We start from the raw sequence: 12,229 nt of genomic DNA on the forward strand, positions 1-12,229 counted from the left end.
CATTTAAAAGAAGAAATTAAGCAATAAGTTCAGCGATATCGACATATTTAATTGTCCTACTGTTCTGCGAGGTTCAATCCCTGGAGGCTTTGGGGTATCCGATTGAAGAAGAAGCCCAGCCCTTCGGACACAATCTTCAACTCACAAAGAGCCTCTACACCTGGTTAAAAGCAGCTTCCTTAACTTCTTTTATTATGAAATAGTGCAAGTATACCCTACGAAAGCAATAGAGAACTTATGTTTTAATTCTCTTTTTCTTCTGCGCCGAAGCTAATTACAAATTCAGTCCCATTATCTCTTTTAAGCTCGACCTGACCGTCTAACTGTTCTACCAGAATATTTACAAGCTGCAGACCAAGAGTCTCCGTATTCTCTAAGTTTATTTGTTTGGGAATACCAATCCCATTATCTGAAATAATTAAGCTATACCTTTTACCTTTCTCGAAAAGCTCCCCTCTGGTATCCAGCTCACTGGTAGCTTCTTCACTAAAGAGTTCAATCTGGATTTCTCCTGTTCTTTTATCTGGAAATGCATATTTTAGGGAATTGGAAACAAGCTCATTAACAATCATCCCTAATGGAACTGAAGTATCCATGTCAAAGAAAATATTCTCTTCAAGATCTAGATTTAGGCTGATATCAGTATTTCCAAATTTGTATGTCTGAAATAGACTCTCAACGAGTCTCTGCAGGTATAGAGAAAAATTCAGGGTATCGGTTGTTCCTTCCTCTTCGTGTAGTTCCTCGTGAATCAAGGCGATTGATATTACTCTATCCTGACTTTCCCTGAAAGCTTCAATAATTTCCGAATCCTTTACATATTCTCTGTTATTGAACTTTTCAGCCTGAAGGTCTAAGAGAGAAGAGATAACCTGCAGGTTATTTTTAATCCTGTGATGGATTTCCTTTTTACGAATTATTTCAAGGTTTCTAAGAGCTTCTTCAGCCTTCTTACGCTCCGTAATGTCCTGAGTTGTCCCCTTCATTCTAATAGGGATATTTTTTTCATCAAAAATAATTTCTGATTGTGAATGGACTGTGCGTTCTTCCCCATCAGGCAGGATAATCCTATAATCAATTCTATGGGGCCGTCCTTGTAAAGCTTTTTTGATAGCATTACTCACGTAGTCTCTATCTTCGGGATGGATATATTGTAAAAGTTCCTTGTAAGTTGCACTTGGTTCTTGAGGATTGCGCCCGTAAATAAGATACATTTCATCAGACCAGTATGATTCACCAGTTACAAGATTCCAATCCCAACTTCCAAGATGAGCTATCTTTTGAGCTTCAGCAAGACTTCTTTCACTTTCCTTCAATGAGTTGTATGATTTCTCAAGTTCTGCTGTACGCTTTTCGACTAGTTTTTCTAAACTATCATGTGCTTTTTTTAGAGCTTCTTCTGCCTGTCTGTGCTCGGTGATGTCCCGCGCCACTCCTATCAATCCTATGATGTTGCCCTGTCCATCATAGTACGGTGCTTTTACGGTCTGGAGGATGCGCCATCCATGTGATGTAAATATTCTCTCCTCTAAGGTTGTCCCTTTTCCTGTCTCCATGACTCGTTTGTCATCCTCCGCTAGCTTCCTGGCTATCTCAGGAAGGTGAAAATCGGCAACGGTCTTATTAAGGACCTCTTCGGGGGATTCGCCCATAAGCCTATAGTAAGCCGGATTTGCCAGGATCATCTGGGCTTCTCTATCCTTGACGAAGATGGCGTCTGAGACGTTCTCCATGATGTCTCGGAGGAAGGCCTCGCTCTCCCGGACCTCATTCTCGATGCGACGCAGCTTCATAATCTTATTAAGCTCATTAGCCACCAATTGGAGCTGCATGACATCGCGGTCATCGTACTCATCCACCTTGTTGCCCACACCGAAGATGATCCTCACTTTGCCGTTCTCGGTGACCGGCACGCTCATGAATCGCTTCACTGTAGCGTGTCCTGCAGGCAGCCCTTTTTGGTTCGGTGAGGAAGGAAAGTCGTTGTAGACCACCGGCCGCTTTAGCCGGACGCAATCGACCCAGTTACCTGCCTTTTCAATACGGTAGTGCCCTTCGTTCCCTGCCGTGCATGACTTCAATGCTTCCTGGTTCCAGGTGGTGAGGATGATCTCTTTCTCGCCCTCGGAGACTAGGTGGAAGAAGCCGATCGTGCTATCGGTTATCTTGACAGCTTGATTGAGTACGAAATTGTAGAGTTCGCGGTCTGATAGGTTCGATGATCGGGTATAGAGCTCGTATAAGCCGGTCGCTCGTGCCAGTTCGTTGCTGAGCTGGTGCTCCGCCTGCCTGCGCTCGGTTATATCCTGGGTTATACCAAAACCGCTTACGACAGCTCCATCTTTGTCAAACTCAAGATATGCTTTTTCACGTACCCACTTGATCTTACCGTCTACGATAATGCGGTGTTCGATGTCATATGGTTTTCCAGCCATCCCTGCCTTCGACTCATTATCAACATATTCCCTATCATCCGGATGAACTGTTGAAAGAAAAGTCTCATAGGTCAAAGGAGTACCCTTTGGAATGCCGAATATACGATGGTTTTCATTGGACCAGGTTAATTCGTTTTTACGCACATCCAGACGCCAGCTTCCTACATTTCCCACGGCCTGGGCACGGTCTAAATCATCAACCAGAGTATTGCGTTCCTCTAGCGACTGGGATAACTTGATGTTACTGTGGCTTAGCTGTGAGAGCATATTTGCAAGTTTCATGAAGAAGGACATGCTATTTTCAACAGTTTCTCTGCTCAGCCGTGGAACTTTTTCTAGAGCTGCTATGTATTCCTCTTCATTAAATCCATATTTTCTAGCCTGGGTTCGGAAAAGTTCGTAGTCCACAGGCTCGTCGTCAAAAAAGAACTGACCTGAGAAGATGTTGCCAACATGCTGGCCGGCAACAATGATAGGAGTTACTATGTCCCACATGTTATTTTTGCACCTGTACAGCTTAAACTCTCCAGGAGGAACGCCTGCGGACAGCTTTGTATCACTTTCCGCACAGTGCTTGCAGGTTTCGGGGTGAACCCTGTGGAACCTGGTGCAGATATCCTGCCATCCAATACCTATCAGAACATTGCCTTTGAGATCAAGTAAGGCCATGGTGATGTGAGCAAATTTATAAAAGTCATCCATGATGGACTGAACTGCCTGAATATCAATTATCTCTGCCAGCTCAAGGTTTTCTGCCTTCCTGGAAGTTGAGAGGTTATTCTCCAGCTTCAGTCCAAAATGTTGCTCATTCTGGCCCGATTCTTCCTCAGCCTTTTTGTGCTTGGTGATATCCCGGTTCAGTGCCATATTCTCGGCACGCAAGTCTTGATTAGCCTTTTCCAATTCAGTAATCCGTTTTTGCATTTGGATCTCTAGTTCATCTTTCTCTGGAAGGTTAGAAGCCCCCATAATTCCCCGATCCCTCTTTTAAAGCAGAAAGTTAGCGTTTATTAGACGTTCTTTCGTCTGGTCCTTTTATTTAATAGAATTTGACATAAATGTGGTCTCAAGCAGATCTCTAATAATATCTTACAACAAGTTAATTCTTTACCTATTATTTATAAAATTGCTCTATAATTTTGTTTTACATACTAAGAAGCCATCTGGATACTATTTTTAACTCACAAGAAGCCTCTACACTCAATACAAAACAGCTCTTAACTCTTTTATCCTGGAAATAGCACAGGCTTCAGAGTACTCGAAGGCGCCACTCTGATATTGAAATTATGGACCATGGGCATCTCTACAGGCAATCTCAAGTCCAAACATTTTTTTGAAGCCAATCGATAACTTCATCGACTACTTATGTTGGTTACATATTTTTTGAGCTATCTTTTCAAGTAAATTAATCAAACCAAATTAATTAACCTAAAATAATGAGTTCAAGATAATTTAGAATGCTTTAATTATTATTAAGGAGAATCCTTTCCCATGACAGAAGTTATTTACTTTCTTTTCCCTCTCATTTATGCCGCCCTCAACGCAGCTTCTTTTGCCCTTTACGGGCTGGACAAATATAAAGCAAGAAAGGAAATGTGGCGAATATCGGAAAAAACCCTGCTAATCCTTTCCCTTTTCGGCCCGATTGGCGCATGGCTAGGAATGATGCAGTTCAGGCACAAAACTCATAAACCCATGTTCAAGTACCTTGTGCCGGTTTTTGTTGGAGTTCACCTTCTTCTGGTACTCTGGATAAACATGTAAGGTCATATCAATCTTAAATGCCCCTTAATCTGGATTCTGTTAAAGTTTCCCGTTAAGAGAGTAAATTGATTGTAAAAGGTATAAGAGCCGGATAACAGCATAAAATAGCCTAAACCACACAGAAAAGCTGGATCTACAGTGTCACATTAACTCTTTTTTTTGTAAAACGTTTTTTATAGTATTTTCTTCATAAGATAAGAAGCATTACAGTTTTCATTCCTTATCCTGGATGGGGGTATCTCTGGAGATTGGCTTTGGGAACTGCAGATAAATGAGAACCGGGAAATTAAATATATCTCATATTATTTTGAGCTTATTTGGGGGACTCCAATGGCAGGTAAAGACGGTATAAGAATTGCCATTGCAGGAGTTGGGAACTGTGCGAGTTCACTTCTGCAGGGGATTGAGTATTACAGAAAAAAAGAAAACGCAGATACAATTGGTCTGATGCATCGGGACCTTGGGGGATATTTACCATCCGATATTGAAGTGGCAGCAGCCTTTGATATTGATAGAAGGAAAATTGGAAAGGACGTATCAGAAGCAATATTTTCCCTTCCGAATTGCACAGCTGCTTTCTGTCCTGATGTGCCGAAAACAGGCGTTGAGGTGAAAATGGGAAGGATTCTGGACGGCTGTTCCGAACATCTTATCAATTATCCTGAGGACTGCAGGTTTCTGCCTGTGGAAGGAGAGGGTGCGGTAAAAGAGGATATTGTAAATGTCTTGCAGAATTCAGGAGCCGAGATTCTTGTAAATTACATGCCTGTAGGTTCCGAAGAGGCTGCCCGTTTTTATGCCGAATGTGCTCTTGAAGCCGGCTGTGCTTTTATCAACAGCATGCCTGTTTTCATTGCGAGCGATCCTGGATGGGCGAAGCGCTTTGAAGAAAAGAAGCTTCCTATCATAGGTGATGACATCAAATCCCAGCTAGGGGCGACTATCGTTCACAGGACTCTTGCCGACCTTTTTAAGAAGCGCGGTGTAAAAGTGGAAAAGACCTATCAGCTAAATACAGGTGGGAATACGGATTTCCTTAACATGCTAAACCGGGACCGGCTTGCATCCAAAAAAACCTCTAAGACAGAAGCTGTCCAGTCCGTGCTTGCGGAAAGGCTTGATAACGGAAATATTCATGTTGGTCCGAGTGACTATGTTCCCTGGCAAAAAGATAACAAAGTCTGCTTCCTGAGGATGGAAGGAAAACTCTTCGGGGATGTGCCAATGAATCTTGAACTCCGGCTGTCGGTAGAAGACTCCCCTAACTCTGCAGGTGTTGTAATCGATGCCATCAGGTGCTGCAAACTGGCACTTGACAGGGGGAGAGGAGGAATCCTTTATCAGCCGTCTGCATATTTTATGAAGCACCCTCCCATACAGTATTCGGATGATGAGGCGTATCGTATGCTTGAAGAATTTATTGCAGGAAATCAATATTAAGAAATATTTTAAAGATTACTTTTAAGAAATATTTTTAAGAAATCTGTATCTAAGAAAATTAATACAGAGGCAAATACAATCCAGAAATAAATTCAAAAATAAATACGATATAAAACTAAATATAATAATAAATATAAATATAAAAATAAATATAAATATAAAAAGTAAATATAAAAATAAGAAGTAAATATAAAAATAAGAAGTAAATATAAAAATAAAAAATAAATATAAAAATAAAAAATAAATAGAGATGAATGCGATACACAAATAAAAAAATAAAAAACAAAACGATCTATAAAATAAAAGTTAAAAAATTTAAGCAAGGATTTTTCCCTGGAATCTGAAACCATCCGGAGAAATTCGAAACCTGGAAGTCAGAAGGCTTATCCGATCTGTTTATTTTGACAGTTCCTCCTCAGCCTCCCTGGCTCCGGCTTCAAGTTCCTGTTTTTGCTGGGCATCGAACCGAAGTAAAAGCGCCTGGAACTCCCCTATGTGTGTTTTTTCTTCTTTTGCCACGTCCATGAGGACTTCTCTTATATTCTCATTTTTAGTAAGGGCAGCCATCTGCTCGTAAAGGTTTACAGCATCGATCTCGGCAACAATTCCGGCTCTGAGAATTTCCTTATCAATATCCTCTTCAGATACTTTCTTAAGGTCTATAGGAATTTTAGATAACAATTATTCACCCCCTGCTTATCGTATATGAAGATATAATCATAAGTATTTTTACCGAATCCGAGATTTACCGAATCCGAGAAGTTTTTAATTATTCTGGCTCCTTTAACATGCTTGTAAGGTATCAGTTTTAAGATGTCAGCTTTTAGATTTTGGTTTGTAAAGTATCCTGGTCAGCTGTAACTGATCCTGTAGACCGCATTATTCTTATCGTCCGATACAAGCAAAGCTCCGTCAGGCATTACAAGGACATCCACAGGCCTTCCCCAGTCTGCAAACCCCTGGAGCCAGCCGTCAGCAAAAGGTTCATAGCTTACAGGGGTTCCGTTCTCCAACCTGACCAGAGTTACCCGGTAGCCTATGGGAGTTTTCCTATTCCATGAACCGTGCTCGGCAATAAAGACCTGATTCCTGTATTCTTCAGGGAACATTGTGCCTGTGTAAAAGATCATCCCAAGGGCAGCAACATGCGGACCCAGTTTAATCTCAGGCGCTGTGAATTCGGAGCAGTTCCGAAGTTTTCCAAATTCCGGGTCAGGGATATCGCCTGCGTGACAATAAGGAAACCCAAAGTGCATACCGGGTTCAGGTGCCCTGTTAAGTTCATCCGGAGGCAAATCGTCTCCAAGCCAATCCCTGCCATTATCCGTAAACCATAACTCTTCGGTTTCGGGATGCCAGGCAAAACCTACAGTATTCCTTATTCCTCTTGCAAAGATCTCGAGCTGGCTCCCGTCAGGCTCCATCCGCATGATCGTTCCATAGCGTTCATCTTCCTCTTCGAGGTTGCAGACATTACAGGGCATCCCCACAGGCACATACAGCTTTCCATCGGGACCGAACTTTATGTATTTCCAGCCGTGTGAGCTGTCGGAAGGGAAGTCTGCGTTGACCACAACCGGCTCAGGCGGGTTTTCAAGCCTTGCTTCGATATCATCGTAGCGAATCACTCTTGAAATTTCGGCTACATACAGGGATTCGTTCATGAATGCCACCCCATTTGGCATATCAAGGCCTTCGGCAAGTACGATTACATCATCAGCTTTATTATCCGCATTCCGGTCAAGAATGGCATAGACCTTTCCTTCACTCCGACTTCCGACAAAAAGCGTCCCATTCGGACTGAGAGCTATAGACCTTGCACCTTCAACATCCTCAATGTAATAGTCAATCGAAAAGCCGGGCGGAAGCTCAATACAGGCAAGCCCTGTCTCGTTTTCCCCGCAGTTATTAACGGGCACTGTTCTCAGGACAGCATAAGCCGAAAAAATAAGGACAGCAAGAGCGAAAAAACCAAGTATTATCTTTGTTCCTTTCATTTTCCCCTCCATTTCCCCTCTATTTTACTTGAAATTTTTACTTGAAATTTACTATCATTTAAGAGTCACTTGAAGTCATTTGAGAGTCATTTAAGAGTTATTGCATTATTGAAAAGTTCTTTTTCGGTTTCAGGGCTGGCGTATCCCTGTCCTTTCCAGCGGACAATGCCTGCCGGATCCAGTAAGAAAACATAGGCAAAGTTCGTGTTTCCCATCCCAAGAGCTTCCTGGTAGCCGGAGTAATCCCCATAAAAGGTAACCACTTTATCATGTTTCTCCACCGATATCCCACTTCTCATACCGGAATCAATCATCCAGGAGAGAACCTTCCAGCCTGCGTTTATCATCGGGACTTCGTAGACCACAAACCTGCTGTTTTTTCCGAATTCCTGCTCAAAAGGGAGAGCCCAGGAATCGATCATACCCTGTGCACTTCGCACAAAAGCAATACAGATGAGTGCCACCTTTCCTTTCACAGCTTTCGGAAGGGTCACAACCCTACCTGTAAGTGATTTTGATGTAATTTCAGGAAAAGGTTGTCCGATTATTTTCTTTTCAATTTTTGAACCTTCCTGCTCTACTCTAATGAAATCCCCCCTGTTTTAAACTAATAAATATCGAAAATATTAAGATTATATTTCTCGGCTTTATAGAAATGTTTTTTCAAGCTGCGGTCAAGCTGCGGTCAAGCCGTAGAGTTCGAAAACTGAGATTTATTTATCGGGCCAGAAAGGCATTTCTGTATTAGTTTCTCCTAATACCGGCATGAATTCACTGCTATTTTTTCTCGCGGGCTGGTAGCCGGATCAAGTCTTATGCAGCGCAGAAGAGAAAAATGAAAGATTCGATTTTCGGATGTCCCGGAACATATCAAACGAGCAATTACGGAACGCTAAACTATTCAACAGAAAGAAAAATATGGACGGATCTGAGCTGGCTTAAATATATGGACGGATCTGAGCTGGCTTAAATGTTCGGGCAGCTGCCAGCTGGGCATTTTTCATGTGCTGAAAATACTTTAAAATTCATTAATCTTTTAAAATTATTCTGATCAGTTATCAGGCTGACTTTAATTTGGAAATTAGTTGTAAGAACTCCCATGAATCCTTTACGCGTCACAAAGAGCTGTTTTTGCCTGTATTATGTAAATCCGGGGTATATAGATGTCTACAGGACAGACGTTAGTATAGTAAGCTATATTTAATATTCGATCTAAGGTTAGGGTGTTCATTTCATGCGATGGAAAGGGAGCTGCAGCACCCTGTATGAAGGGTCTGTCACATTGGAGCCAGCAAGAATCGGCTGTCAGTGTTTCATTATTATATTATGACAGCCCGTTTCATACTCACATGACTTCCATTTTACGGTGATGATTTAATGAGGATAAACATTGCGCTGGCGTTGACATCGGTTATCTTTATGATGACCTGGGTTACAAGCTTCGTATCCGTTATATTCCGCTCGATGTCTGTTATAAGCCCTAACTTTATCGCGTCCGATTTGCTAGCATCTGATTTACTTTTCATCGCCATCATCAAAGTACTGAGCGTAATCTCCCTTTTTGGCTCCGTACTTTTCGTACTGGAAGCCAGAAAAATGTTATCCCGATGGTATCTGGCAATTCCTCTGTGTATTTCCCTGTCTGTATTCGTTATAACGAATTTTCTGGCTTATTCTAGTGGAAAACCATTTCTTAGCGACCCCATAAGCACAGTAGAAGTACTCTGGATAGCTGTGCTGGCATTGCTATCCCCATGCTCGGTATTATTTTTCTTATCCTCATATGGACACGATAGTTCGAAAAATGTATACATTGTGATTTCATCCGCAGCAAGTATCTTTTCTATATTTTTCCTTCTTCTTGCATTCAGAGAGATTTCAAAATGGTCGAGTATTGAGACGGTGTTGTTGCCTCTGGCTTTTTACTGGACTATTTGCATGCCGGCTATAGGGGTATGCTTTGTATCAAAAACGGCAATGTACAGAGGGGACGATGACCTGCAGGAATCATGAATATGATCCGTCACGCCATTCAAATTACCTGATGTCTCATTTTAAGGTTATACTGTTATTTTTAGACCAAGCGAATTAATACTTTCACCCGACTTCCTCAATCCTTTTTTACATGTTTTATTCTATCTTACATGATGCCTTCTTCCAACCCTGAAAAGAACATCTCCGAAAGGAGAATTACCTTCCATGTAGATATGGACAGTTTCTTTGCGTCTGTAGAGGTCAGGGAAAAGCCAGAACTGGAAGGGCTGCCCGTAGTTGTGGGTTCAGACCCAAAAGGAGGGTCAGGAAGGGGAGTTGTAAGTACCTGCTCTTATGAGGCAAGAAAGTATGGTATCCATTCGGCAATGCCGATTTCTCAGGCTTACAGGCTCTGTCCGGGTGCCGTATTTTTGCCTGTGGACATGAAGCTATATGCAGGGGTTTCGGCAGGGGTAATGGAACTTTTGCGTGGGTTTGCAGAAAAGTTCCAGCAGGTCAGTGTTGACGAAGCCTACCTTATACCAGGGCCTGAGGTCAGGAGTTTTGAAGAGGCTGCAATCTATGCTCTCAGTATCAAGGACGAAGTACAGAAGCAACAGGGGATTACCTGTTCTGTGGGAGTTGGGCCAAATAAGCTTATTTCAAAAATTGCTTCGGGTTTTCAGAAACCTGACGGGCTTACTGTTGTCAGGCCTGAAGATGTCAGGGAGTTTCTCTTTCCGCTGCCGGTTTCTAAAATTCCCGGAGTGGGCGAAAAGACAGTGGAAACCCTTAAAAGGATAGGGATAAGCAGGGTAGAAGAGCTTGCAAACTGCGATATCCAGCTACTTTCGGAAAGGTTTGGAAAACTCGGACTCAGGATGAAGCAGATGGCAAACGGGCTCGACTTTGAAGAGGTCGTGGAAAGGGAAGGCGTAAAATCAATAAGCAGGCACGGAACTTTTGCAGAGGATACGAATGACCCTGTGAAAATATCCGGGTCCCTGGACCTTCTTATAGAGAGTGTGCACGGATCTCTCCTGAAACACCGTTTCCTTTTCAAAACCGTAACTCTCATAGTGCGCTTTGAGGACTTTTCCACCTATACGCGATCGAGAACTCTTCCGATCTGGACTTCCGACATCTTCGTGATCAAAAGGACAGCCATTCAGCTTTTATCGGAATTCATGGGTAGGCGGAAGTTCAGGCTTGTAGGTGTAGGGGTTACGAGATTGAGAGAAAGAGATGAGAGGCAGACTATGATTACGGATTTTCCTTAATTGAACTTTACCTTTAACCCCAGGTAGCAGATCACACTGCAGACACGGCTTTTGCAATATCATATTCGGGCTCCGGGTCCAGGCTTGACAGGAAGGAACTCTTATGCTTATATAATTTTATAATACAAAATCAGATTATATCTGATGGAAAAGTATGTTAGAACAGCACTGGCTCTTCTTCTTATCATTGTTCTGAGTGCAATTATTGTCTATGCAGTTCTTCCATACATAGACTATTTTTTTGGAGCCTTTATTCTTTCTGTAATCTTCAAACCTCTGTACTACTTTCTCCTCAAAAGAGCCCGTCTTAACAGGCAAATTTCGGCAGCTCTGGTAATAATAATTTCTATGTTTCTTATACTGATTCCCCTTTATTTTCTCCTGAGCATGGTTATCAGCGAGATTCAGCAGATTTTACTGAACCAGGAATCTATAATGGCATCTGTTCAGTCCGGAAGCCAGCTTTTTAGCAGATTATTCTCAAGACTTGGTATTAACGGTACCTTACAGGCAAGCCTTGAAGAGAGGGTGATGGACCTGGCTACTCAAGCCGTCAATTACCTCAGTTTGCTTGTTCTGGGCTCGATTCAAAACATAAGCCAGCGAATTATTGGTTTTCTCCTGATGTATTTCCTGCTCTATTATCTTTTAACAGGAGAGGACTCGGATTTTATGCAAAACGTCTTTATGGCAATTCCTTTCAATACAAAGAACACAATTATCCTCCTCGATGAGTTCAGGAATACTGTCCGTACGACCCTAATTGCCAGCGGTGCTATTGCCATCATCGAAGGCGGAATTCTTATTGCTTCCTTTATTATTTTTGGAATCCAGGGAGCTTTCCTCTGGGGGTCTATCGCAGCAGTCCTGTCTTTCCTGCCCGTAGTCGGAGCGCCTTTGATCTGGATCCCTGTAATAATTATTCAGTTGCTCCAGCAGGATTATACTGCAGCAATAGGCATCCTTGTGACAGGAGTTCTCCTGAATATAGCAGATAACAGTTTTCTCAGGCCTGTTATCCAGAAAAAAGTAGGAAAAATTCATCCTTTCCAATCTTTGCTCGGGATCGTTATAGGAGTCTCACTCTTCGGACTTGTAGGAATTATTATCGGTCCCCTTCTGCTGGCTTACTTTTACCTCACTGTAAAAATGTTTTCAGAAGAATATCTTTCGGATAAGGAGTAAAAGATACTTTTGACTTCTAAATCAAATCTGTTGGAAGGTCAGCTACCCCACTGCATAGTGACGTTTCTAAGTTAAAAGAAAATAATGGCTGGCTCGCCCGCGTTTCGCCTCCCGCGTTTCGCTTCCCGAGTTTCGCTTCGGGAGCACGAGGTCT

General features: G+C 42.3%; 9 protein-coding genes. 5 read left to right on the forward strand and 4 right to left on the reverse strand.

The annotated features are described in order from the left end of the window. Positions 1–242 precede the first annotated feature (242 nt). Positions 243–3,302: a PocR ligand-binding domain-containing protein gene (locus FXV91_RS03150; protein WP_229388599.1), complete on the reverse strand. Its 3,060-nt coding sequence runs from the start codon at positions 3,300–3,302 to the stop codon at positions 243–245. A gap of 624 nt (positions 3,303–3,926) precedes the next feature. Here FXV91_RS03150 and FXV91_RS03155 point away from each other — a divergent pair. Together FXV91_RS03155 and FXV91_RS03160 are read left to right on the forward strand one after the other, a co-directional pair. Then, entirely contained in the window at positions 3,927–4,199 is a 273-nt protein-coding gene (locus FXV91_RS03155; protein WP_229388234.1) for a DUF1294 domain-containing protein, read from the forward strand. Positions 4,200–4,529: 330 nt separating this feature from the next. Next, positions 4,530–5,639, forward strand: a complete 1,110-nt coding sequence (locus tag FXV91_RS03160; RefSeq protein WP_229388236.1) for an inositol-3-phosphate synthase — start codon at positions 4,530–4,532, stop codon at positions 5,637–5,639. Between the two features lie 396 nt (positions 5,640–6,035). Here the strand turns inward: FXV91_RS03160 and FXV91_RS03165 are convergent, their stop codons facing one another. From FXV91_RS03165 to FXV91_RS03175, 3 genes are all read right to left on the reverse strand, one after another. Next, a complete protein-coding gene (locus FXV91_RS03165; RefSeq protein ID WP_229388238.1) occupies positions 6,036–6,320 on the reverse strand; it encodes a demethoxyubiquinone hydroxylase family protein in 285 nt (94 codons plus the stop codon). 170 nt (positions 6,321–6,490) lie between these two features. Next, positions 6,491–7,636 (reverse strand): sorbosone dehydrogenase family protein, encoded by a 1,146-nt coding sequence (locus tag FXV91_RS03170; protein ID WP_229388239.1) that lies wholly within the window; start codon positions 7,634–7,636, stop codon positions 6,491–6,493. A gap of 86 nt (positions 7,637–7,722) precedes the next feature. Continuing rightward, a complete protein-coding gene (locus FXV91_RS03175) occupies positions 7,723–8,223 on the reverse strand; it encodes a hypothetical protein (RefSeq protein WP_345945468.1) in 501 nt (166 codons plus the stop codon). 790 nt (positions 8,224–9,013) lie between these two features. Between FXV91_RS03175 and FXV91_RS03180 the strand changes: the two genes are divergently transcribed. From FXV91_RS03180 to FXV91_RS03190, 3 genes are all read left to right on the forward strand, one after another. Further along, complete coding sequence (locus tag FXV91_RS03180; protein ID WP_229388243.1) at positions 9,014–9,649, forward strand: hypothetical protein; 636 nt, start codon at positions 9,014–9,016, stop codon at positions 9,647–9,649. 131 nt (positions 9,650–9,780) lie between these two features. Next, the gene (gene dinB / locus FXV91_RS03185) at positions 9,781–10,890 is read left to right on the forward strand and encodes a DNA polymerase IV (RefSeq protein WP_229388245.1); all 1,110 of its coding nucleotides are present in this window, start codon (positions 9,781–9,783) and stop codon (positions 10,888–10,890) included. A gap of 144 nt (positions 10,891–11,034) precedes the next feature. After that, complete coding sequence (locus FXV91_RS03190) at positions 11,035–12,075, forward strand: AI-2E family transporter (protein WP_229388247.1); 1,041 nt, start codon at positions 11,035–11,037, stop codon at positions 12,073–12,075. The last annotated feature ends 154 nt before the right edge of the window (positions 12,076–12,229 follow it).

The sequence above is a fragment of the Methanosarcina sp. DH2 genome, from assembly GCF_020804225.1.
GTDB lineage: Archaea > Halobacteriota > Methanosarcinia > Methanosarcinales > Methanosarcinaceae > Methanosarcina.

Bases quoted from the DNA above. Each gene is read 5' to 3' on its own strand.
- FXV91_RS03190 (WP_229388247.1), top strand. From the start codon at position 11,035: ATGGAAAAGTATGTTAGAACAGCACTGGCTCTTCTTCTTATCATTGTT.
- FXV91_RS03170 (WP_229388239.1), bottom strand. From the start codon at position 7,636: ATGAAAGGAACAAAGATAATACTTGGTTTTTTCGCTCTTGCTGTCCTT.
- FXV91_RS03160 (WP_229388236.1), top strand. From the start codon at position 4,530: ATGGCAGGTAAAGACGGTATAAGAATTGCCATTGCAGGAGTTGGGAAC.
- dinB (WP_229388245.1), top strand. From the start codon at position 9,781: ATGATGCCTTCTTCCAACCCTGAAAAGAACATCTCCGAAAGGAGAATT.
- FXV91_RS03155 (WP_229388234.1), top strand. From the start codon at position 3,927: ATGACAGAAGTTATTTACTTTCTTTTCCCTCTCATTTATGCCGCCCTC.
- FXV91_RS03180 (WP_229388243.1), top strand. From the start codon at position 9,014: ATGAGGATAAACATTGCGCTGGCGTTGACATCGGTTATCTTTATGATG.
- FXV91_RS03150 (WP_229388599.1), bottom strand. From the start codon at position 3,302: ATGGCACTGAACCGGGATATCACCAAGCACAAAAAGGCTGAGGAAGAA.